The sequence below is a fragment of the Micromonospora fluostatini genome, assembly GCF_050410825.1.
Classification (GTDB): Bacteria; Actinomycetota; Actinomycetes; order Mycobacteriales; family Micromonosporaceae; genus Micromonospora; species Micromonospora rosaria.
The window spans coordinates 2,903,816-2,926,359 of the sequence record NZ_CP191251.1; the positions used below are offsets into that span (position 1 = coordinate 2,903,816).

The window sequence follows — 22,544 nt, forward strand, 5'->3', positions numbered from 1 at the left end:
TCACGTCTCGGCCGCCGCGATGTCGGCCCGTTCCCGTTCCACCTCGTCGAGCCAGGCGAGGTACCGGGCGATGGTCCAGACGACCATCAGGACGGCGACCGCCACCGGCGTGACGACGGGCGCGTACGCGGTGACCAGCCCGGCGCCGACGAACAGCCCGCCCACCACCGCCAGCGCCAGCCAGCGGCCGGTCACCCGCCGAGCCAGCCGGCCGACGGTGACCGCCGCCGCGACGAGCATCGAGTACGGCCGGAACCGCCCGCCGATCGTCCAGGCGAGCAGGGACTCGACGGTGAGGGCGACGGCGACCGAGGCGACGACCGCGAACCACGCGTCCACGATCGCGGCGTCGGACACCACGTCGGCGGCGTCGCCGAGGCCCACCAGCATGACCAGCACCACGGCCATGGCACAGACACCGCCGACCGCGAGCGACAACGCCCGGGGCCGGTTCTGCCGCCGGGACCACTCCCGCACGGCCTCGGTGCGCCGCAGCCACTCGCGGCGCACCCGGGCGGCTTCCTCCTCGGCCGCCTTGCGGTCGGCGGTGCTCTCGGCGAACGGCGCCAGGACGTACGCCAGCCACAGGTGTCCCGGTTGGGCGACGAGCGTGGAGAACCAGGACTCGTGGGTCTCCCGCGCGCGCTCGACCAGGTCCCGGCGGACGGCGTGGCGCTGGTCGTCGGTCGCCACGCAGGCCAGCAGGGTCAGGGCATGGAATCGGGGTGCCTCGTCCTTGAGCAGCCGCCGCAGCTCGGCACGCGCGTCGGGATCGGTGACCGCCGCGAGGGACGCGGGCGAGGTCAGCCGCACGTGCTCCTGTCGCCAGCGGTCGCGGACCTCCCGTAGCCCCTCGCCGCCGCTGAGCCCCGGCGCGGACGAGCCCGTGGACAGGACGGGCAACAGATCGAAGGTCCACAGGTCCCGCACGACGTCCGCGCTGCCGCCGACGGTGCCGAGGGCCCGGTGGGCCAGGTCGTACAGCCGGTCGACGGCGATGTTCTCGTTGCGGTAGACCGGCGGGCGGGCCGGATCGACCGTCTGCAACCGGTCCAACAGCCTGACGTTCGGACTCGTTCTCCGGCCCCTGCCGGGCGGCGTGGGCACGTCGGGGAACTGACGGAGCCATCGCCCGAGCCGACGGTCGGGTTCCAGGTCGTCGCCGAACAGCAGGGCGGCGGCGGTCTGCCAGGTCTCCGTCATGGCCATGGCGAGTTCCGGCCGGTACCAGTAGTCGACGTCCAGGTACCGGTAGGGCAGCCCGGCGGGGGTGGGTCTGCCCGGCCCCGGAGGGGTCGACGTCGTGGCCACCGCCGGCGACTCACCGGCCAGCCAGCGCCGAAGCTGGTTCTCGTCCCACCGCTCGTCGGGGTCGGGCGTGAGCAGCCCCCGACAGAGCAGACGGAACCGCTCGTCGGAGAGCGCGGACACGTCGAGCGCACCGGTCGTGTACCGGACGTTCAGCGCGACGTCGTCGCGCAGGCCCGCCAACATCTGCCGGCCGGTGGCCAGCTCGAAGAGGCTGATGCCCAGCGACCACCAGTCGTACGCGGCGGAGATCACGCCACCGGCGATGAACTCCGGGGGCCGGTACCGGACCGAGCCGGCGTCACGGTTACGGGTGAACTCCTCGACATCGTCGACGTACCGGCTGATGCCGATGTCGACGAGCACGACCTCGAACGGGTCCAGGCCGCGTACCAGGATGTTCGACGGTTTGAGGTCCCGGTGGACGATGTTGCCGGCGTGCAGTTCGGCCAACGCCTCCGTCACCTGACGCACCACGGCGGTCAGCAGGTCCCGCCCCAGCCCGTCCGGGTGGCGTCGACGCAGGTCGGCCGCGGTGTGCCCGGCCAGGTACTCCATGATCTCGTAGCTTCGGCGCTCGGCGGTGCCAACCTCGAACATCCGGACGAGGTGACGACTGCGCCGGGACCGCAGCACGTAGCCGGTGACGCGCTGGTCCGGGGTCCAGCCCGTCCGGTAGAGCTTCAGCACCCGGTCGAGCCCGGTGGCGCGCTCCCGGACCACGTAGAGGTCGCCCTCGCCACCCGAGGACAGCTCGCGCAGCACCGTGAACCGGGCACCCAGCTCGTCCGGGAGCCTCCGGGACCACGGCGGAACGTCCTGGCGCCCCGGCCGTACCCGCCCGGGGTCCTGTTCGGTGTCCGGCTCGTCGTCGCGCGACCAGGTGGCGCCGGAGCCGCCACCACCGGCCCCACCCCGGCCGGGGTCGAGGCGGGTGGCGTCCTCGGGTGGATGCGGCCCGGTCACGACGTCGGGCAGGTCAGCTCGACGACCACGGCCCTGTTCCGGGCCGCCGCCGAGGGAACGAGCGCGCCGTCGCGGTTGCGGTCGTTCCTGAAGTACCTGCCGCCCGGCCCGTCACCCCGGGTCCTGATCCGCTCGGCGTCGATGCCGAGATTGACCAGCTCTGCCTTGATCGCCGCCGCCCGCTGCCTCGACAGCTCCTCGTTGCGGGCGCGCCGCCCCTCGCTGGAGGTGACGCCGACCAGGAGGACCCGCTGGCCACCGGTGCTGAGCTGGTCGGCGAGCTGCCGCAGCACCTTCCTGCCCTCCTCGGGCTCGCGCAGCCTGGCGGTGCCGACGACGAAACCCACCGAGTCGCTGTCCGCCAGTACCGTCGTGCCGCAGCGGCCGAACTGGACCGGTTTCGGCAGGGCGACCACCGAGACCGGAACCGGGTAGTCCACCGCGGTACGGCGGGAGGCGGTGGGCAGGTCCTCGACGCACGTCGCCCCCGCGTCCTTGACCACGGTGTGCCAGATGGCGGTCACCCGCTTCCGGAGTTTCTCGTTCAGCTCCGGCTGCGGGTCGGCGGTGTTACCGACGCCGACGAAGACCACGGCGCGGTCGGACAGCTTCGGCATCAGCTCCTCCGCGGTGAGGAAGGCCGACACGTCGGCCGGCTCGGCACCGAACATCGCCACGTTGGTGAAGCTCAGCGGTCCGGTGGTGGGCAGTCCCGAGTCGATGAACACCACGGTGCCCCCGGCCGGCGTGACCCGCCCCGCCTCGGCCAGTGCGGCCAGGCCGTCGGCCTCGGCCACTTTCGGCTGGAGCCGCTGGACCACCGCGAGCGTCTGCGTGACGAAGTTGTCGAGGTTCCGCGCGTTACGGGCGTCGTTCTTCTCCTCGCTGCGGAACGTCGCGGCGAGCGCGACGCTCGGCTGGCCGTCCACCCGGATGACGTGGATCTTCCGTCCGGATTTCGCGGCCACCCGCACCAGGTCGAGGATCTCGGTGGGCAGGTCGGGCTGAGGAGTGTTGCCCCGGGCGCCGACGACGAGGGTGACCGCACCCCCGGTGGCCGACGGGCAGGTGAGCGACGACGTGACAGCGTCGTCCGGAGCGGCGTCGTCACCGCAGCCGGCCACGGTGAACGTCAGTGCCACGGCCGCGGCACCGGCCAGGGTCTTCCTGATCATCGGGTCATGTCTCCTTCCGGGGAGTGCGGTCCTCGCCGTCACCGGGCGCGGGCGACGGCGTGCCCCGCTGGCGTCGGGTCATCGAGTGGATGAGCGGTCGCGCGTCCCGTTTCAGGCGTGCCGCGAGGGCGTGGTACTCGCCTTCGGTCCGGATCCACGCGTCCTCCTGCCGCTGCCGCTCCCGGTCGATCGCCGTGTCGAGCTGCCGCGCGCCGGCGAGGATCCATCCGCTGTCGGCCCGCCGTCTGGTCAGCGTGGCCCGTCGCGCCACCGCCCGGCCGAACTGCTTGGCCGCCGGCTCGAAGCGGAGGAAACCGGCCAGGCCGGAGATCACGCCGGTGCCGAGGTACAGGGCCAGGAACAGCAGGGCCGACAGCGTCTGCGCGTGGTCGTCGGTGCCGGGCACCTCGGACAGCGACTCGCCGTCGACCACGAACGTTCCCTCGATGCCGGCCGGCTCCGCGACGACGAGCCGGAACAGGAAGGCCATCAGACCGAGCACGGACCAGACCACGACGCACAGCCACGCCGCCAGCCGGGCGCCGGGCACGTGACGCACGCTCGTGGCCTGCCGGGCCTGCAGCCCGGCGTGGTGGGACAGGGCGATCGCGACCACGACGAAACCCGCCACCGCGGCCCAGATCATCTCCTCGCTCTCGTCGAGCGCGAGAAGCAGGACCTGGTGGAAGGTGACGACGTCCACCGCCGCCGCCGCGCCCAGGACCACCAGGGTGGCGAGGCGCACCCACCAGGGCCGGCCGGCGATCTGGGAGAAGTCACCGTGACTCACGCCGTGGTCGGCGGCGGCGCGGAACGGGCCGGCCGGTCGACTGGTGTCGGGCATCGTCAGTCCTCCGCCGGCCGTCGGCGCGCGAAGGGGCGGTAGATGGGCCGGTCCTCGTCGACGATCTGGTCGATGCTGCTCTTCACCGCGCCGTCGATCTCACGCTGCTGGCTCGCCTGGTCGTGGTCGAGCCGCTCGATCCGGACCAGCGCCTGTGCCACCGGCACCTGGAGGTGGTCGAGTTCGCCCAGCACCGCCCGGTGCCACCGCCATGCGGCGCTGAGCCACTCGACGAGCCGGTCGTCCACGTACGCGTCGACCTGCGCCGCGATCTCCGCGTCGCTGCGGTGGTCGACCATCGCCCCCACGAGCCGGTGGATGTCCGCCCGTACCCGCACGAGCGCGGGCTGCGGGGCGCGCCGCCGCTGCACCTTCGCCAGGGCGGCCTTCACCCGCCTCAGGTCTCGCGGTAGGCGTGGGTCACGCCTCAGCCTCACGGCGGCCCCCTTCCGGGTCCTCGTCCTCGGAGCCCGCCGGTGCGGTCTGCACCGGCCGGGACAGCTCCGCCACGACCTCGCCCGCGGTGCGGCCCACCCACACCGGCAGTTCCTGCCGGAACCGGGGCAGCAGCAACGCCAGTTGCCGGCCCTCGGGATGGGTCAGGCTGACCGCCTCCCAGTAGGTCGCCGCGCGGAGCAGGTAGTGCTCCCGCAGCCGCGTGGCGCGAGCCTGCGCGACGCGGAACTCGTGTTCGACCTCCTGCTGCGCCTCGGCGATGCCGGACTGAAGTGAGTCGATGGCGGAGATGCGCCGCTCGTACTCGGCCGTGGCCTTCGCGATCCGCTGCTCCCGCATCGCGACCCGTCGGCTCAGCAGCACCTCCGGGTCGATGCTCCGCTCCGTCGGGTTGCGCGGCCGCAGCTCGTCCTCGGTCAGCGGCGCCCGCGCCGCCGCGAGGGCGACGGCACCACGTTTCAGGGTCATCTCGGCGGCCACCAACTCGTGCCGCATCCGGACGACGCGGCGGACCGTCTCCGCGACCCGCTGCTCGAACACGAGCAGTTCGTCGTCCATCCGGACGAGACACTGCCGGGCCAGCTTCTCGGGATAGGGAAAGGTGATCACAGCGCCCTCGTCGAGGTACGTCGCCAGGTCGCTGTAACTGGGGATCCGACGCCGTCCGCTCTGGCGTCCGCGGAACCGGTCGACGAACCGTTCCCGACGCCGGTACGGCAGTGGGGCGGCCAGGTCGGCAGAACCACGCGACGTGCCCACCCGATCACCTCGCACCCACCGGGACTGGAGAAATCCGTCGACCATGCCTACCTCTGACGGACGGGCGCGGTCATCCGCGTCGGCGACGGCCGTCGTCATCTACCCCGGTGGCACAGGGCAGCCCAGTGGCGCGGGTCGGTCAGATCGGTGCCGTGCAGAGCCGCTGCCGGTCCGGCGGGGAGGTACGGCGGCTCGACCCGGTCCGGGTCGAGCATCCACCGGTGCACCTCGTGCACCGCCGTCGCCGGTGGCAGTCCCTCGTCGGCCAGTTTGCCGTGCAGGACGAAGATCATCAGCGCGGCGACCGGCTCCGGCACCGGCCAGAGCCAGCCGATCACCCCGGTCAGGCCGGCGTCCAGCAGCGCGTCGGCGAGCGACACCCAGCCGTCGTGCTGTCCCCCGACGTCTGCCGGCAGGATCGCCAGGCCGCCCGACTGCTGCCCCGACACGTCGCCGGCCCGGTCTCTGATCCGCGCGATGTCGAGCACGGCCGGATCGTCGGCTTCCGCCGGGTCCGTCCGACCGGCACCGGCCGCGCCAGGGGCAGCCGGGGCGGGGTCAGCCAACTCCAGCCCAGGCGCCCCGGCGGTGCGCAGCGCGCAGCCGAGGTGCAGCAGGCTCGCACCGGGACCGGCCGGGCCGGGCAGGTGGGCGAGCACGTCGGCGGGTGTGCCGGCACCGTGCGCCTGTTCGACGGTACGACCGAGGCCGGTCGACCGGGGATGGAAGATCCGGCGCAGCGTCATCGTCTCGACTGACGCCCCGTCCCGGTCGCCCCTCGGGTTGGCGACGAAGACCACGTCGTCGGTGACCGGCAACGGCACCCGCCGCGCCAGTTCCACCACCTGACGTCCCGAACCCACCCAGGACACGACCAGGTCACCGGCGGCGTACCCACTGCCGGTGCGGACCGCCGGCAGGGGCAGCCGCCCCTGCGCACCGGTCGCGGCCACCAGCACCCGACGGCGTACGGATCCGGGGGCGGCGGGCAGGGCCAGGAGCGGGTCGACGAGCGTGGCGGAGACCTCCTCCGCCCAGTCGACCGGCGGTTCCACCCCCGTGACGTCGGGTGCGTCGACCGTGCCGAGCAGGCTCAGCCGCTCGGTCGCCGCGTCCACCAGCAGGACGCCCATCCGGTGCGGGCGGCCCGGCACCGGGTGCAGGTACACCAGGGCGGCGGCTCCGACCGTGCGCAGGGCGGCGGCCACCTCGCTGACCGTGGGTGGCTTCCGGGGTGCACTCGTCGGCGTACCCGCCGGGGCGTCGGGACCGAGCAGCACGGTTGCCACGTCCCACGGCAGCGGGTCGGACGGAGCGCCTTCCGCCAGGGCCGCGGCCTCCAGTGCCTCGAACGCCTCGAGCGCCCCGCCGCCGTCGAGCATCCACCCGGCGAACCGCAGCGCGCCGGTGGCCTCCCGGACCGGGCCGCGCAGCGCGCGCAGGGCCGCGAGGCGGGACCGTTCCAGATCCGTCCCGGTGCCCCGCCGCCGGTACGCCTCGGCCAGGCGCCACCACGAACCGGCGCGCAGCACGGCGTCACGGTCGTCGGTGAGGTGCGTCGTCGCCCGGGTCAGTGACTCGATCGCCGAGGTCACCGGGTCGCCGGCGTCGGCGTCGGCGTCGGCGTCGAGTACCAGCCGTAGACCGCCGAGGAGGGCGTGCGTCCTGATCGCCTCGGCGGGACCCACCGCCCCGGCATCGAGCACCTCGGCCAGGCCGTGGGCGGCGGCCCGCAGTGCCGGTGTGTCGCCACCGAGCGCCCCGAGGACCGCCGCCAGCCGGCCCAGCACGCGGGCCCCGCCGGTGCGGGCGTACCGGGGCGGGGCGTCCGAGACCGCCTCGTCGATCCGCGCACCGGCGGCCCGCAGGGCGATCGGATCCCGCGCAGCCAGGGCCCCGGCAACGGCGACGACGCCGGCCGCCGCCCGCAACCGGAAGTGCCACGGGTACCCGTCGGGCACCGCCGCGACCACGTCCGCCAGTGCGGCCGCACCGTCGAACGAGCCGGTGCGGACAGCCACGGCGGCCCGGCACACGGCGCTCACCGCGCGGACCACCGCAAGATCGGCGGTCCCGATCGCGGGACCGGGTTCCACGTCGGGTGTCCCGGCGCCGCCGGTCCGCCCGGCCCGGACCGCGACGGCGGCGTCGGCCCGGTCGGCGAAACCGAGGGCGGCGCGGTCGGTCAACCCCCGCAGCGGTTGCCGGTCGTCGAGGAACGCGCCCAGCGCGGCGAACACCTCGATCGCGGCCGGATGCTCGGGTGGGAGCGTCTCGGCCGCCCGCAGCAGGCTGTCCAGTCCTGCCGTGAGGTCGTCGCGGTCGCCGTCGTCCCCGCCGTCGCCGGCAATGTCCCACCCACCGTCCCCGTCCGGCCAGCCGCCGCCGTCCGGCCAGCCGCTGCCGTCGGCCCCGGCGTCGTGGGCGCGGCAGAACAGCGCGACGGCGAGCAGGAACCGGTCCACCCCGGCGCCGGCCGGGTCGGTGGCCTCCAACTCGTGGACGACGGCGGTGGCCAGCGCGACGCACTCGTCGACCGCGTCGACCGGCAGCGGTGGACCGTCCGGACGCAGCAGGGCGGCCGCCGCCCGGTACGCCTCGGCCGGCTCCGCCGCCGGTGGCGCGCTGTCCCGTGTCGCTGCGGCCATCTGCGCGAACTGCGCCGCGAGTGCGGCCCGCAGCCGTTCGACGTCGACCGGGACAGCCGCCGGAGGCGGTGCCGACGCGCGGGGCGGCGCGGCCGGCTCCGGCCCGTGCTTGACCACCGCCGGTTGGTCCAGCGGCGACTCGCCGAACGTGGCGGCCATGGCCAGGTCGAGTAGCTGCTGCGGCGGCACGGGCGGGCCACCACCGCCGCCGGGGAAGCCGGCCATCCCGTCGACCGGCTGCGCCTCGTACTCCTGGATCGCGGTGGACAGTCGCCGCAACAGGCCCTGGTCCAGCCCGCCCACGCCACCGTTCATCGCCTGGATCTGGTCCCGAGCCATCTCGGCAGCCTTGAGGACGAACCGGGCAATGTTGGACAGGTCGGCGGTGACGACGGGCGCCTCGGCGAGCTGCTTCGCGCGGGCGACGGCGCGATCGGCCTCCACCAGGTACTCGGGAGCGACGCCGCCGCCCCGCAACGCCGTGGACATGTCGACCGAATCCAGGCCCTGTCCCACCCGGATCAGGTGAAGCTGGCTGAGCATGAGGCATCCGACGGCCTCGGGTTCGGGGGGCAGATGGGCAGAGCCGAGCGACTCCTCCAGGAAGCTCACCGCTCTCACCCGGTCCTGGTCGTCCCGGCCCGGTACCAGCAGGAACCGCGATCCGAGCAGCATGCCGGCCTTGTTGGCCACCAGTCCTCGGAGCTGGTCGTCCGGACCGAGGTGTCCGTACGCCTCCTCGATGGCCACGATCGCGGCGTCGAGGTCGGCGGTCCCGGTCGGATTTCCCAGCCCGCTCCGCCCGGCCCGTTCGAACAGCGCCGCGGTCAGCGCGAGGAGACTGGGCATGCGGGCCGGCCCGGAGAGGCCGGCGAGGGTCGCCCGCAGCACGGCGACCTTGTCCTGACTCGGTGTCACGCAGTCTCCTTCTCTTGTCAGCCACGGCTGGTGGGCCCGTGGGTCGGTTCACCGGCCCCAGTGGACGAACCCGGCCCACGCCACGATCTCGGCGGGGTCGGTCTGGTGTAGCTGCCGGCGCAACGGTCGCGGCATCCCCTCGGGTGGCCGCCGGCCCGGGTCGAGCATCCACAACTGCGCCCGGCGCAACGCGTCCCAGGCCGGCCGGCGTTCGGTCATCAGAAAGTGGTGGAACATGAACATCAACAACGACGTGGCCCGGTCCGGCACGCTCCACTGCGTGGAGAGCACCGACCGCACCCCACCGGCCAGGAAGGCGGTGCCGAGGCTGTACGCCTCGTCGTATCCGCGGCTGGAGACGCCGGTGTGACACGCGGCGAGCACCACCAGACCGACCTGGCGCTCCGGCGCCTCGGCCAGGACCCCGATCAGCTCCTCCGCGGTCAGCCGCTCCCGGTCGGCCAGCAGCAGATACGACGTCGCGTCCGCCGAGTCGACCTCGATGACACCGTGACAGGCGAGGTGCAGCATCGCGCCCGCCCCGGGTCGGGCACTGGTCAGCCACTCCCGGACCTGCGCCGCGGTGCCGGCGCCGGACCGGCTCGGCAGCCCGTCCGGCCGCCGCCCGACGTACCGGGCACCGGGGTAGAACGACTGGTGGACGGCGTACGCCTCGACCCGCGCGGCGGCCAGTTCCGCGCCCCTGCCGGCGGTGTCGGGGTCGCCGACCACCAGTCCGACCGGCGCGAGCGGCACCGGCGCGCGGGCGGCCGACTCGCAGAGCATCCGGGCGGACGCGGCCTGGGAGAACGCGGCGAGCTGCACCGCGTACGTGCCGTCAGGTCGTCGGGCCGCCTGCCACGGAATGCGGGACAGGCCACCCATCGGGACGAGCACCACCCTCGGCGGACGCCCGGAGCCGGACCCCGGACGGCGGGCGAGGTACTCCAGCAGCGGACCGATCGCCGCTCGCCAGGCCCAGCCACAGAGCGCGTCGAGACTGTCGACGAGCCGCGACTCCGCCTTCTCCATCACCAGCTCCCGGCAGTGGTCGACAGCCCCCGCGACGCCCGCCTCGGGCACGGGCTCGACATCGTGGAGCAGCACGGCGTCCCGGTGGGACAGGGCACTCAGGTAGCGCTCGGCGTCCACGTCACCGTCGAGCGCGAGGCCGGGCAACCCCATGAAGCCCGGTGGTCCCTGCACCGGCGCGATCACCGCGTAACCGGTGCCGGTGGATGTCGCCGGCACCAGGTAGACCAGCGCGTCGGCGTCCAGCGCCGCCAGAGCGGCCCGGATCTCGTGCAGGCTGGGCGGATCGAGCGGCCCGGCCGCCGCGTCGACATCCCGGTCCGCCGGCCCGGACAACGCCGACAACGCCTCGCGTCGTAGTTGGACCGGCACGGTGTCCGGTCCGTCCACGGCGGTCGCCGCCCGCCACCGGTCGGCGAGGTCGCTGCGGCCCCTGGCGTCGAGCCGGGTCGCGACGTCGCGGAACTCGGTCGCGGCGAACAACACCAGGGCACGGCCGGCGTCCAGCGCCTGGATGGCACCGGCCGGATCGCCCGCCGTCAGGCATCTGCGCGCGATCCGCGTGGCGTCGGACGCGGCATGGCGGGCAGCCGCCGTCGCCGCCGCCGTGTCCGACTGGAGCAGCACCTTCCACGCGTAGCGGCGCAGGCCGTCCAGCCCGGCCCTCCCGGCGCTGGACCACTCGCCGAGCACGCTCCGAAAGAGCGAAAGGTGCTCGTTGACCCCCCACCAGAAGGCGCTCTCCGGACCGCCGGCCAGATCGCGGGCCTCGGTGAGCAGCCGTTCGGCCTCCACGAGGCTGTCGCGGTGACCGGTCACTGTCGCCCGCAGGCCCAGGGTGACGGCGAGGGCCTGCAGGCCGAGCAGTCGTTCCGGGTCGCCGGACCAACTTCCGGCGTTCGAGACGGGCTCGGCGGCGGGCAGGGCCAGCGCCTGCCGGAAGTACCCGATCGCCCGGTCGATCCGGTCCACGTCGGTCTCGTGGGGCCCCCGCCACAGCTCGGCTCTGCCCAGCGCATGATAGGTGGACGCCCGCTCCGCAGGACTGAGGTCGGGCCGTTCGGCGAGCGCCTTCAGGGCGGCCACCTCGTCGCTGGTGGGCGCGGCACCCGGGCCGTCCTGGGCACCGACACTGAGGTACGTTCGCAGCCGTGTCATCGTCCTCTCGACGTACTCCACAAGTCGAGGGAGGGCACCCGTGCGGCGATGCGGCGGCACCGCGTCGAGCGAGTCCCGCAGCAGGTCGAGGGCGGTCGTCGCCGCGTCAGGTAGATCGCCCCGCCGGTCCGGCAGCAGAAGGTCGGGCCATCTGCCCATCACCTCGATCGCCGGGCCGAACTCCCCGCCGGGGTCGGCGTCACCGGCCAGCTTGCGGATCCGCTCGAGGTCGGCGGGCAGTCGGCGCACCGCAGCCTCGTCGTCGTGCAGGAGATCGTTGACGGAGGCTCCGGAGGCGCGCACGAACTGGAGTGCCGGTCCGATCTTGGCGATGACATCCGGTGGAAGGGGCACGTCGTCCAGCTTGGCCAGTCCGGCAAGCACACGGTTCAGATCAGGTAGCGGAGCCTCGTCGACGGTCTCAAGCGTGGTCTTGAAGGGGACACCCCACGCCAGGACCCGCGCCGCCGTCTTGGCCTGGGGCCACTCGGGCCACGACGGCGGGTGACGGTCGGCGATCTCCAGCAGGGCGTCGAGGTGCCGCGCGTGCCGCGGTGCGGTCCCCAGGCCGGTCCGGAGGATCATCACGATCACCGCAGCGCCGGCCAGCGCACTCCGCTGCGGGCCGTCCGGCAGGCCGAGCAGGTCCGCGATCGCCGAGTCGAGGTCGGTGTCGTCGCCCGCGCCGTCGAGCAGTCGCCGGACCGTGCGATCGCAGCGGACCAGGACCTCGACCACCGCCGGATCGTCGGAATCGGGTACGCCTGTCACCTGACCCGTCCCTTCACCCGTACCCGGGCCGCACCTGCGGCCACCCCTGTCCGGTACTGACGGACCGCTCGGGTCCGGGTCGACAGCGCGGCGGTCAGGAGGCCGTACGGGGCGCCCGGCCGGGCGGGCCGGTCACTCGGCCGGATCGGGCTCGGCAGGTGTGTCGAGCGCCGCCAGCATGCGGTTGACCCGGCGCAGCCGCTCCTGGAGATCGGCCGTCACCGCGTCCGGGTCGGCCCCGGCGCGAACGGCCGCCGTTCCCGCCGCGCGTAGTTCCGACGCGAGGTACTCGCGCAGCCCGTCCGAGGTCGATTCGTCACCCATGCTCTCCTCCTGCCCGCCGTCGAGATCGAGATGCCGCCAGCATGCCTGCGAACCGGCCGGTCGGCAGCCGGTCCGGAGCGACACGCTCGCACTGCTGCTCACCCCCGGGCACATCCTCCGACACCCCGTCCCGGGCGGGTGCCGCGCGACGCGGGCGAGTGCGACGGGAATCTCGCCCGACCACTGAGCGTGGTCGACATAGGGCACAATCGACATGCCCGAGGTGAGGGTGGTGCACGTGCCTGAGGATTCGGTGTTCGTCGGCCGCGAGAACGAGCTGAACCTGCTGAGGCGACGCCTGACCGAGGTCCGGCAGGGTAGGGCCCGGACGGTGCTGGTCGGGGGCGAGCCCGGCGTCGGCAAGAGCCGGCTGCTGAGCGAGTTCGCACTCCAGGCGCGCAAGGACGGCGCCCACGTGCTGTCCGGCGCGTGTGAGGAGCACTTCGGCGACCCGATGCCGTACGGGCCGCTGCTCGAGGCGCTGGAGACGTTCGGCCGGGAGCACGGCGAGGCGCGTGCCGCCGAACTCGGCGGCCCGGCGTACGGGAAGTTGACGGCCTTCTTCGACATCGGCAGCGACTCGATGAGCGCGCCCCACCAGGTCCTCCTGGCCGTGCGCCGGATGCTCGACGACATCGGGGCGAACGCCCCGGTCGTGCTGATCGTGGAGGATCTGCACTGGGCCGACCCGTCCACGCTCGACCTGGTGCGCCACCTGGGCCAGGCCCGGCCGGAGGGCCGCCGGCTGCTGCTCGTCGGCAGCTACCGCGCCAACCCTCCCCGGGGCGAACCGCTGTGGCAGATGTTCGCCGGCACCACGTTCCTGCGCCGCACCGAACGTTTCGAGCTTCCGGCCTTCACCTACCAGGAGATGCGGGAGTTCCTTGCCGGCGGCGGCACCGACCGGGTCGACCCCAGGCTCGCCGACCGCTGCCTGCGGTGGTCCGACGGGATCCCGTTCTATGCCGAGCAACTGATGGCCGCGGGCGCGCTGGAGGGCCGGGAGGAGGACGTCGAGCTGCCACCCGACCTCCGGTCCGTGATGCTCGCCAGGCTCGGTGACCTGAGCGAGGACGCGCTGCGGGTGCTGCGGGTGGCCGCGGTGGCCGGCCGCGCGATGAGCCGGCGGCTCCTGCGCACGGTCAGCGGGCTGCCCGCCGAGACGCTGCGCGACGCACTACAGGAGTGCTTCGACCGGCAGATGCTCGTCGCCGGCCACGAGGAGGACGTGTACCGGTTCCGGCATGCGTTACTGCGCGAGGCGGTGTACCACGAGACGGTCCGGGACACCCGGGTCGACCTGCACATCGCCATGGCCACGGTGCTGGCCGCCGACTCCCGGTTGTGCCTGACCGAGGGCTCGGCCACGGCCGAGCAGGCCAGCCACTGGTACCAGGCGGGCAGTTGGCCGCAGGCGCTCACGTACGCCGTCCAGGCCGGCCAGACCGCGGCGCGCACCCTGGCGTTCCCGTCGGCGCAGACGCAGTTCGACCGGGCGCTGCACCTCTGGCAACAGGTCGAGGACCCGGACGCCCGAGCCGGCGTGACCCGACCGCAACTGCTCGCCGAGGCGGCCGAGGCCGCCCGCTGGTCCGGGCACATCGACAAGGCCCTGGACCTCGTCCAGCAGGCGATCGACGCTCCCGACCACAGCGGTGACCCGGGCCGGCTCGGCGAGCTGCACGAGCGGCGTGCCACCTACCTCTGGGAAGCCGGCAGGCGGGCCGAGTCCGGCGAGGTGTTCCACCAGGCCGCGACGATGCTGGCCGACAGCCCGCCGTCGGCGGTGAAGGCGCGGGCCCTGGCCGGGGTCGCGCTCGCCCACCTGCAGTCCGGCCACTACCAGGAGGGCCGGCGGACCGCCGACGCGGCGCTGACCATGGCGACCGAGGTCGAGGCGGACGCCGAGAAGGGCCGGGCGCTGAACATCTCCGGCCTCGCGCTCGGCATGCTGGGCGACCCCGAGGGCGAGGCCCGGCTCCGCCGGTCCATCGAGATCGCCCGGTCGGTCAACCACATCGAGGACCTCTTCCGGGCGTACGGCAACCTGGGCCTGGTCCTGGAGCACACCGGACGGCTGCGCGAGTCCGCCGAGGTGACGAAGGAAGGGCTGGACGAGGCGCGCCGGCTCGACCTGGCCGGCAGCCGGCAGGGCACCATCCTGGCCAACAACGCCAGCGCCGCGCTCGTGCTGCTCGGCGAGTGGGAAGACGCCGAACGGATCATCACCGAGGTGACGCTGGACCGGCCCCCGGCGGAGAGCCTCTACCCGCGCCTCACGCTCGCCGAGATCAAGGTGGGGCGGGGCGCCTTCTCGCAGGCGCACAACCTGCTCGCGTCGATCGAGAACGTGGAGCACGGCGCAGACCCCCGGTTCCTCGGGCCGCTGCACGCGATCCGGGCCGAGTTGGCCCTCGGCGAGGGCGACCTGGCCCGTGCCGCCGACGAGGTGAGTCGGGGCGTGGTGGCGGTCCGCGGCGCGGAGAACACCCTGGAGCTGCTACGGCTGTGCGCGGTGGGCATGCGCTGCGCGGCCGACCGGGCGGCCACCGATCCGAAGGGCGCCGCCGCCACCGGTGACCAGCTCGCCCGGCTGGCCTGGCATGCCCGGCAACAGTCGTCCACGGCGGAGATCCAACAACTCGTCGAGCTGTGCGCGGCGGAACGGCAACGCATCCGCGGCGAGGACACCGCACAGGCCTGGAAGCGGGTCGCCCTCGGCTGGGCCGAACTCGACCGGCCGTACCCGACCGCGTACGCCCGCTGGCGGCAGGCCGCCGCGATGGCCGCCGTCGGCGACCGGGCCGGAGCCAAGGAACCCGCCCGCGACGCGTATCTGGCGGCGAAGACGCTCGGCGCCGGGCCGCTGCGGGACCGGGTCGCGGCCCTCGCCTCGAAACTCGGCCTGAGCCTGGCCGAACGCCCGCTGCCCGCGCAGCGGCCCCACAACCTGACCCTCGCCGAGTACGACACCCTGCGGCTGCTGTACGAGGGGAACGACACCACCCGGATCGCGAACGCACGGGGCGTGGCGCAGCGAACCGTGGAGACCCAACTGGGGCGGGTGTACGCGAAGCTGCGGGTGCACAGCGCCGTCGAGGCGGTCGCCCTGGCCCGCCGCGGAGGCCTGTTCGACTGACTGACCACGGACACGCTCGTCCGTCAGGGATGGGCATGAAGCGAACGGCCCTTCTGATCGGCGCGCAGACCAATGGCCTGAGCGGCGTGTTCAACGACGTCGAGGCGATGGCACAGGCCCTGACGCCACGCGGCTTCGCCGTGCGGAGGCTGGTGACGCCGAACGCGACCCGGGCGGGGATCCTCGACGCGTACGAGAAGCTCATCGCCGACGCGGACCCGGACGACGCGTACGTCATCTACTACAGCGGCCACGGCGGTCGCCTGCAGGCACCGGACGGGCAGGACCTGCAGTTCATCGTGCCGGACGACTACGCCGACTCCGGCGACGACGACTTCCGCGGCCTCACCGACGCCGAGCTGTCCGTCCTGCTCGCCCGGCTGACCGACCTCGCCCCGAACGTCACCGTCGTCTTCGACTGCTGCCACGCCGCGCACATGTCCCGGCACCACGACCGACGGGTGAAGGCGCTGCTCCGTCCGGCGCCGGGGCGCTGGCGGCCGACCTACGCCAGCGTCGAACGGCACGTCCGGGCCCTTGTCGCCAGCGGATTGCCGATCGACCGGCGCCCCCTGGTCGGCAACCCCCGGGCGGTCCGGGTGGTCGCCTGCGCGCCGTCCGAGTCGGCCTGGGAGGGCACCAACCGCAACGGCGTCCAGATGGGCCTGCTCACCGACGCGCTGTCCCGGGCGCTGCGCGAGGCGGACGGGCTGCGGGTCACCTGGTCCACGCTGCTGGACACCGTCCGCCGGCACGTGCAGACGTTCGCCCCCACGCAACGGCCCGAGGTGGAGGGTCCGGCCGGGCGTCAGCCGTTCGAGACGACCGAGGTGGACCCGCTGGACACGCTGCCGGTCGCGGCCGACGGCCCGGACCGGGTCCGCCTGCTCGGCGCGCCGCTGCTCGACGTCGAGGTGGGCGACGAGTTCGCGATCATGCCCGGCGACGCCACCGGGCCGCAGGACGGTCCGGCCCTCGGCACCGCCACCGTCCGGCACCTCCTGCCCACGGCGGCGGTCGCGCGGCTACGGCTCGCCGTCGCCGGACAGGCCCTGCCCGCCGACGCCCGCGCGCATCGCACCCGCGCGGCGGCCCCCGCGATGCCGGTGCGCCTGCCGACAGACCACCCGGTGAGCGCGGAACTGGCCCACGCCATCGCCCTGCGCCCCATGCTCCGGCCGGCCGCCCCGGACACGCACGCGGCCGTCACGGTCACCGTGGACGAGCAGGGACGGGTGGGCGTGCGGGACGAGGTCGGGCCACTGCACGCGCCGTACCCGGCGACGTCGGCGGGCATCAGCTCGGTCGTCGCCAACCTGCAGCGGATCGCCCAGGCCACCGCGCTGCGGCGGCTGGCCGGCGGCCCGGACCGGTCCCTGCTGCACGCGGCGAAGATCGAGTGGGGTCGGGTGCGCGACGGCCGGGAGGAGCCGCTTCCGCTCTCCGGAGGACTGCTCTTCGCGTACCCCGACGAGCGGATCTACATCCGGATGAGCAACGGGGGCGACCGGCCGGTCTTCGTGTCGCTGATCGACATCGGCATCTCCTCCCGGGTGGCGCTGCTCACCCATTCCGACCCGGGCGGCATCCGGCTCGCTCCCGGCGAGCACCACACCTACGGCTGGAACGAGGACCGGCAGCGGCTGACCGGGGTCGAGGTGGCCTGGCCCGACGGCGTCGACACCGGCGTGCCGCGGCCCGAGACGGTCCTCGCGCTGGTCAGCGACGGGCCGGTCGACGTCTCGGTGCTGCACCAGCAGGGCGTCCGCGACGTCGGCCACCGGCTCGGCACCGGGTCAGGGCTGGCGCGTCTCCTCGCGCAGATCGCCACCGGGGCGAGCCGCGACGTCGGCGACGCCCCCACCACGCGGGTCCGCTACGCCGTCCGGCCGATCGACTTCACGGTGAGCCCGACTCCCCCGCCGGCCGGCGAGCGGGCGACGTTCCTGCTCGACGACCGGCCGGCGCAGTCGGTCCGGCTGCTGTCGCCGGGCGGCGCGACGCCCGCCACGGTCGCGGTCCGCATCGCCGACCTGGTCGTGCACCGCAACCGCGCGCTGGGCAGCGCCGACATCCGGGTCGACGCGGTCGTGCTCACCGGCGGGTCGGACCACCAACCGGTCTACCGCGCGGAGACCATGCGGTTCAGCAGGGTGCACGACGGCGAGCGGTTGCCCCTCGACAACGTGCTGATCTACCACGGGCCGGCCGTGGACTTCCTCGACCTGGCCGTCTGGGTCTCCCGGGACGCCACCGGCAGCCTCGCGCTGAGCGCGCTCCTCGAGGAGAAGCTCACCAGCCCGGCGGTGCAGGCCGCCGGAGCCCAGGTGGCCGGGCTGGCGCTGACCGCCCCGCACGCCGCCGTCGCGGTCGCCTTGGTGGGCGCCGGTGCGGTCCTGGTGAACACGGCGTACGAACTGCTCACCGGCGTGGCGGGACCGAGCATCGGGCTGTACCGCACCTCACTGCTGGCCCAGGAGCAGTTCGGAGTCGGCCGCCACGAGCGGCACCCACAGGACTTCTCGTTCACGTTCTCGGTCGACGAGGTGGCCTGACCTTCCGCACACCACTACCAGTGAAGGGATCACGAGCATGACCAAGAAGCTCATCATCGGACAGGTCGAGTGGTTCATCGCCGACCGCGACGCGGACAGTGTGGTCGGCCTCGTCCGGGACGCGATGACCAACCGTACGTCGGTCGAGCTGCACCTGTACGACGCCGCCGGCCGCGCGGTCACCGTGTTCCTCAACGGCGCGGTCGCCGCGAGCGTGGTGCTCGACCTCGACCAGGGGCCACGCGGCGAGCCCAGCGAGATGTCCTGACCGGACGACACCGGGCCGGGTTCCGTCGTGGGACCCGGCCCGTGTACGTACCCAGCACGCCCTCGTACGTATTTCCCGGTATCTCCGCCGGCGGATCTCGTCCGGCCACTCCCTGCCCACGACCATCGATGCAACCGTCGAGGTGCGGAGGAGTGTGCCGTGACCAGTACCGAGAAGCAGCCCGTCGTGGTGGACGTCGTCCGCGAGCTGGCCCGCCAGGGCCGGCTCGCCCAGCACTTCCCGGCGGCGTCCCTCGCCGAGCGGCGGCGGCTGCGTGCCGCCGCCTTCGAGATCGCCTGGCCGCTGGTCTTCCACCGCATCACCCGACCGGTCGAGCGCAAGCGCGGTCACCGGGTCTGCGCCGTCGGGATGCAACGGCTCGCCCCCGACTGCCTCGACCACTTCCACAACGACGTCGACGCCGTTCTCGACGACCTGTTCGCGCACGCCGACCTGCCGATCGACAACCTCGAAGGCTGGCTCACGATGCGGATGCGCCGGGCGACCGTGGACGGTCACCGCCGCCGCCGGGGCCGGCGCGGCGCCCCGCAGCGGCCCCGGGTGCCGAACTGGCTGGCCGAGGCCCTGGGTCGGGACGCGTGGCTGATCGAACTGGCCACGTCGATTCTCGACTGGGTCGGCACCGAGGCGACGGCCGGCACCTCGCTGTGGCCGCTGACCGCCTGGACCGAGCGGCGGGCCCTGGCGAGCCGCGACTACACCGCCGGGGAGTCGGTGGTGGCCACCGAGATCGAGGTCGTCCTGGCCACGATGCGGCGACGGCCCACCTGGTACGACAAGAACGTGGAGCAGCCGCTCGGCCGGAAGCAGGCGCCGGTCCACCTCCCCTCCCCCAGTTCGTCCGGCGGATACGCCGAGCCGCAGCCCCTCGCCCTGGTCGAACGGCACGAGAAGGACGACGCCCTGCTCCTGGAACTGGCCACCCAGGCCATCGCCCTGATCGAGCGCCGAACGGACACCGGCGAGGACGTCCACGCCGTGGTCGCCGACGTCCTGGGCGTGGTCTTCGGCGCGCTCCCGGCCTCACACGATCTCGACCGCTGCCCCGGCGGCGACCCGGCCGGCCCGGACCAGGTCGTCACCCTGATCGGGGACCCTGATCGGCTGAGCCGCATCACCGCGACCGTGGTCGAGCTCCTGCGTCGCCGGGATCGTCCGTCAGAAGGGTAGGAGGCGGGAGATGGGGGCCAGCGATCACGACGCGACCGGACACGTCGGACAACCGTCAGCCGGTGCAGGGCTGTCGCCCTCATCCAGTCCGTGCCGGGAGCGGCCGCCGACCGGAGCTCAGAAGGGTGCCGTTGCCGTGGACGAGAACATCAGGATTCTGTGGGACGAGCTCTCCCGGCTGAACGGACCGGCGCGGGTGCCGAAGCTGATGCGGCTCGGGCAGGAGCTGCTGGCCAGGTGCTCCGGGCGGACCGGGCCGGGCCGACCCACCGCCTTCGCCGACCTGTCCGCCGCGATCGAGGTGTGGGACGAGGCGTACCGGCTGTCGGAGCCCGGCGATCCGGCGCGGGGGGAGGCGGCCGCCCAGCTCGGCTGGCTTCTGACGGCGCGGCACGCCACACACGAGGGCGGACCGGAGGACCGGGAGACCGCCATCGTCGTGCTCGGGGAGGCGCTCACGGTCGCCGAACTCCCCCCGAGGCAGGCCACGATGGCGCGGCTGGCGCTCGGTCAGTTGCTCTTCGCCCGGGCGGCCGGGGCGCGCGGCGGTTTCCCCACCGGGGTACCGCACGACGCGCGCGACGACATGGACGAGGCGATTCGGCTGTTCCGCTCGGCCCTCGACGGGCCGCCACCCAGCGCCGAGGCCGCCACCCTGGCCCGCACCCTGCTCGCCGTCGCGGAGTCGACCCGGCCACTGCTCAGCGGCGACCTCGCCGCCGTCGACATCAGCAAGATCACGGCAACGGTGTCGATGCTGCTACGGCTGCGGCGGGACGGGGTGCCGTCGACTCCGTGGATCCCGGAAGACCCGTCCGACGGTCCGGTCAGCGTCGTACCCGGCGAGGCGCACCATTCGCCGACGGTGCCGCCACAGCGACTCCCACCCGCCACCACCGTGCCCGCCGAGCCGGACTCGGCACGCCGGACCGCACGGGACCGGCTCGCGGCGCTGGTCGCCGACCACCACCTGCCCGCCTGGGAACAGGCCCACGCGCTGCTGCTGGCGGGGCCTCCGCAGCGGGCCGCCGACGACCTGGACGCGTTCGTCGAGGCAGCGGCCGACGCGGTCGACGCCGACGGGGACGACGATCCGGTGGAGTCGGGCCTCGACCGGCTGCTGTTGGCAGTCGGGCTGTGTCTGCGGGAGAGACACCACCTCAGCGGATGGGAACCAGCCGACGAGGACGCGACCGGCGGCGACCGGCGCGCCGCCGCGCAACACCTGTCGACCGCCACGGCACTCGTCCCGCCGGACCATCCGGCCGCGGCCGTGGTCGTCGAGGCGATCGGCGGTCTGCTCGACGACTCCCGGCCGCTGTCCGGGTCGATCACCCAGATCGCCGACCGCCTCTCCGGGTACGCCGAAGAGATCACCGCCCGGCCGCCCACGGTGACGGCGCTCGCCGAGCTGTGTCGTACGGTGGCTGCGCTTCGGGCCGGCAGCACCACGGACCCTGACGCCTTCGCCGCCGCCGTCGCCGCGGTGCCAGCCGAGCATCCCCTGCGGCGCACGCTCTCCACGGCGGTCGACCACGCCCGGCTGGCAGCGGCGGTACGCGTCGGCGGGCCGATCACCCCCGGCCCGGCCCTCGGCGGTCTCGCCGACCTGCTCGACGCCCTGCTCCGCGACGACAGGACGGCCCTGCAGACGGCGCTCGACGCCGCCCCGCGACGGAACTCGCCACGGCTCCGCGCAGTCCTCGGCGCGATTCACCTGCGGCTGGGACGCGACCTCGGTGCCGCGGTCACGCTGCTGTCCGAGGCGACTCGCGCGCTTGACGACGGCGGCCTCCGCACCCGCACGTGGTGGCGGCTCGCCGAGGCGTACCGAGCACGCGGCGCGACCGGAGACGACGAGCTGAGTCGGGACGCCGGCCTGACCGCGTTGCGCGGCCCGGCCCCGGACCAGCGCGACGCGGCCCGGTTCGCGACCTGGATGCTCGCCGAGGGACGAGGCACGGAGGCCTTCACCGCCCTGGAGATCGCCGCAGCCACCCCCGAGCCACCCTCGGCCGACCCGCTCGCCCTGGACCTGCTGTCGGTCCTCGTCGGAGTCACGCCGCAGGCGGCACCGCCCGTGGAGCCGCCGGGCCCGGCGGCGGTCGCCGCCGGACTCCGGGAGATCGGCGCCGCCGCCCTGCTCTACCTGCACCCCACCGACGACGCGGGACGGACCACCGGGGTGCTCTGCCTGGACTCCGCCACCGACCGGCTCGACGTGCTCGCCAACCTCCCGGTGACCGACCCGCTGACCTCGGACGACCCCGGGTGGCCGGCGATCCTGCGCCGGTGGGCGTCGGAGCACATCGTCGTGGCCGCGACCGGCGACCTGACCCGGTTGGCGCTGGCCGCGGTACGGACCGGTGACGGCCGCTACCTGGCCCAGGACGTCGTCGTCTCGCACGTGTCGTCCGGGGGTCAGGTGGTCCCCCTGGCCGCGCGGTCCTTCCGGCCCGTGGACGCCGAGCCCCTCTTCGTGGTCAACCCGCGCGGCGACCGGGACCCGGACATGGCCGAGGTGACGGCCGTGCGGCGGCTGTTCTATCCCCGGTCGGTCTGCCTCGGCCGTGCCCTGGAGCCGGTGGACGCCCCCGGCACCACAGCCGACCTGCTCACCCGCCTGCCCGGAGCCTCCCTGGTGCACCTGGGGTGCGGGCTGCGGGGCACGGAGCTTCAGCTGGCCGGCGACGACACGCTCGACGCGGCGACCATCCGCAGCGCCAGCGGCCTGGTGGTTCTCGCGGAGAACTCCGTGCCCGCCCTCCTCGACGCCGGCTTCACGGGAGTCGTCGGCTGGCAGTGGGCGGTGCCCGCGCCGTTCGCCGCGCTCGCGTTGTTCATGGTCCACCTGCAGCTCGTCGGCCGTCGGCTGCCACCCGCCGCGGCGGTCACCGCGGTACAGCGGTGGATGCTCGACCCCGACCGGGTCCTGCCGCCGTTCCTGACCAGCGCCCACCTGAACACCGTCGCGACGACCGACCTGACCAGGCCGGCCCTGTGGGCCGCACTGGTGTATCACGGCCGCTGAC

13 protein-coding genes are annotated in these 22,544 nt (G+C 74.1%); 5 read left to right on the forward strand and 8 right to left on the reverse strand.

The window, feature by feature from the left end; genetic code table 11:
- The 8 genes from ACQUFX_RS12440 to ACQUFX_RS12475 form a co-directional block, all read right to left on the reverse strand.
- A complete protein-coding gene (locus tag ACQUFX_RS12440; RefSeq protein ID WP_428966176.1) occupies positions 1–2,274 on the reverse strand; it encodes a serine/threonine protein kinase in 2,274 nt (757 codons plus the stop codon).
- On the reverse strand, positions 2,271–3,449 hold the full coding sequence (locus tag ACQUFX_RS12445) for an OmpA family protein (RefSeq protein ID WP_428966177.1): 1,179 nt from the start codon (positions 3,447–3,449) through the stop codon (positions 2,271–2,273). Before ACQUFX_RS12445 ends, ACQUFX_RS12440 begins: the two co-directional genes overlap by 4 nt.
- Before the next feature lie 4 nt (positions 3,450–3,453).
- Complete coding sequence (locus ACQUFX_RS12450; RefSeq protein WP_428966178.1) at positions 3,454–4,293, reverse strand: hypothetical protein; 840 nt, start codon at positions 4,291–4,293, stop codon at positions 3,454–3,456.
- A gap of 2 nt (positions 4,294–4,295) precedes the next feature.
- On the reverse strand, positions 4,296–4,685 hold the full coding sequence (locus ACQUFX_RS12455) for a hypothetical protein (RefSeq protein ID WP_428966179.1): 390 nt from the start codon (positions 4,683–4,685) through the stop codon (positions 4,296–4,298).
- A gap of 28 nt (positions 4,686–4,713) precedes the next feature.
- Entirely contained in the window at positions 4,714–5,508 is a 795-nt protein-coding gene (locus tag ACQUFX_RS12460) for a hypothetical protein (protein WP_428966180.1), read from the reverse strand.
- Between the two features lie 95 nt (positions 5,509–5,603).
- On the reverse strand, positions 5,604–9,074 hold the full coding sequence (locus tag ACQUFX_RS12465) for a CHAT domain-containing protein (RefSeq protein WP_428966181.1): 3,471 nt from the start codon (positions 9,072–9,074) through the stop codon (positions 5,604–5,606).
- A gap of 48 nt (positions 9,075–9,122) precedes the next feature.
- Positions 9,123–12,035: a CHAT domain-containing protein gene (locus tag ACQUFX_RS12470; protein WP_428966182.1), complete on the reverse strand. Its 2,913-nt coding sequence runs from the start codon at positions 12,033–12,035 to the stop codon at positions 9,123–9,125.
- A 132-nt stretch (positions 12,036–12,167) separates the two neighbouring features.
- Entirely contained in the window at positions 12,168–12,359 is a 192-nt protein-coding gene (locus ACQUFX_RS12475) for a hypothetical protein (protein ID WP_428966183.1), read from the reverse strand.
- A 238-nt stretch (positions 12,360–12,597) separates the two neighbouring features.
- Between ACQUFX_RS12475 and ACQUFX_RS12480 the strand changes: the two genes are divergently transcribed.
- The 5 genes from ACQUFX_RS12480 (at position 12,598) to ACQUFX_RS12500 (ending at position 22,543) form a co-directional block, all read left to right on the forward strand.
- Positions 12,598–15,498 carry a helix-turn-helix transcriptional regulator gene (locus ACQUFX_RS12480; protein ID WP_428966184.1) on the forward strand — a complete coding sequence of 967 codons (2,901 nt, stop codon included), beginning with the start codon at positions 12,598–12,600 and terminating at the stop codon, positions 15,496–15,498.
- A gap of 35 nt (positions 15,499–15,533) precedes the next feature.
- Positions 15,534–18,053: a caspase family protein gene (locus ACQUFX_RS12485; protein ID WP_428966185.1), complete on the forward strand. Its 2,520-nt coding sequence runs from the start codon at positions 15,534–15,536 to the stop codon at positions 18,051–18,053.
- A 37-nt stretch (positions 18,054–18,090) separates the two neighbouring features.
- Entirely contained in the window at positions 18,091–18,321 is a 231-nt protein-coding gene (locus ACQUFX_RS12490; RefSeq protein ID WP_428966186.1) for a hypothetical protein, read from the forward strand.
- Positions 18,322–18,480: 159 nt separating this feature from the next.
- Positions 18,481–19,512, forward strand: coding sequence for a hypothetical protein (locus ACQUFX_RS12495; RefSeq protein ID WP_428966187.1), 1,032 nt, complete (start codon positions 18,481–18,483; stop codon positions 19,510–19,512).
- A gap of 136 nt (positions 19,513–19,648) precedes the next feature.
- On the forward strand, positions 19,649–22,543 hold the full coding sequence (locus ACQUFX_RS12500) for a CHAT domain-containing protein (RefSeq protein WP_428966188.1): 2,895 nt from the start codon (positions 19,649–19,651) through the stop codon (positions 22,541–22,543).
- Position 22,544 lies beyond the last annotated feature (1 nt).

Excerpts from the sequence above, each read along its gene's own strand:
- ACQUFX_RS12445 (WP_428966177.1), bottom strand. The coding sequence starts at position 3,449 with ATGATCAGGAAGACCCTGGCCGGTGCCGCGGCCGTGGCACTGACGTTC.
- ACQUFX_RS12450 (WP_428966178.1), bottom strand. The coding sequence starts at position 4,293 with ATGCCCGACACCAGTCGACCGGCCGGCCCGTTCCGCGCCGCCGCCGAC.
- ACQUFX_RS12475 (WP_428966183.1), bottom strand. The coding sequence starts at position 12,359 with ATGGGTGACGAATCGACCTCGGACGGGCTGCGCGAGTACCTCGCGTCG.
- ACQUFX_RS12485 (WP_428966185.1), top strand. The coding sequence starts at position 15,534 with ATGAAGCGAACGGCCCTTCTGATCGGCGCGCAGACCAATGGCCTGAGC.
- ACQUFX_RS12490 (WP_428966186.1), top strand. The coding sequence starts at position 18,091 with ATGACCAAGAAGCTCATCATCGGACAGGTCGAGTGGTTCATCGCCGAC.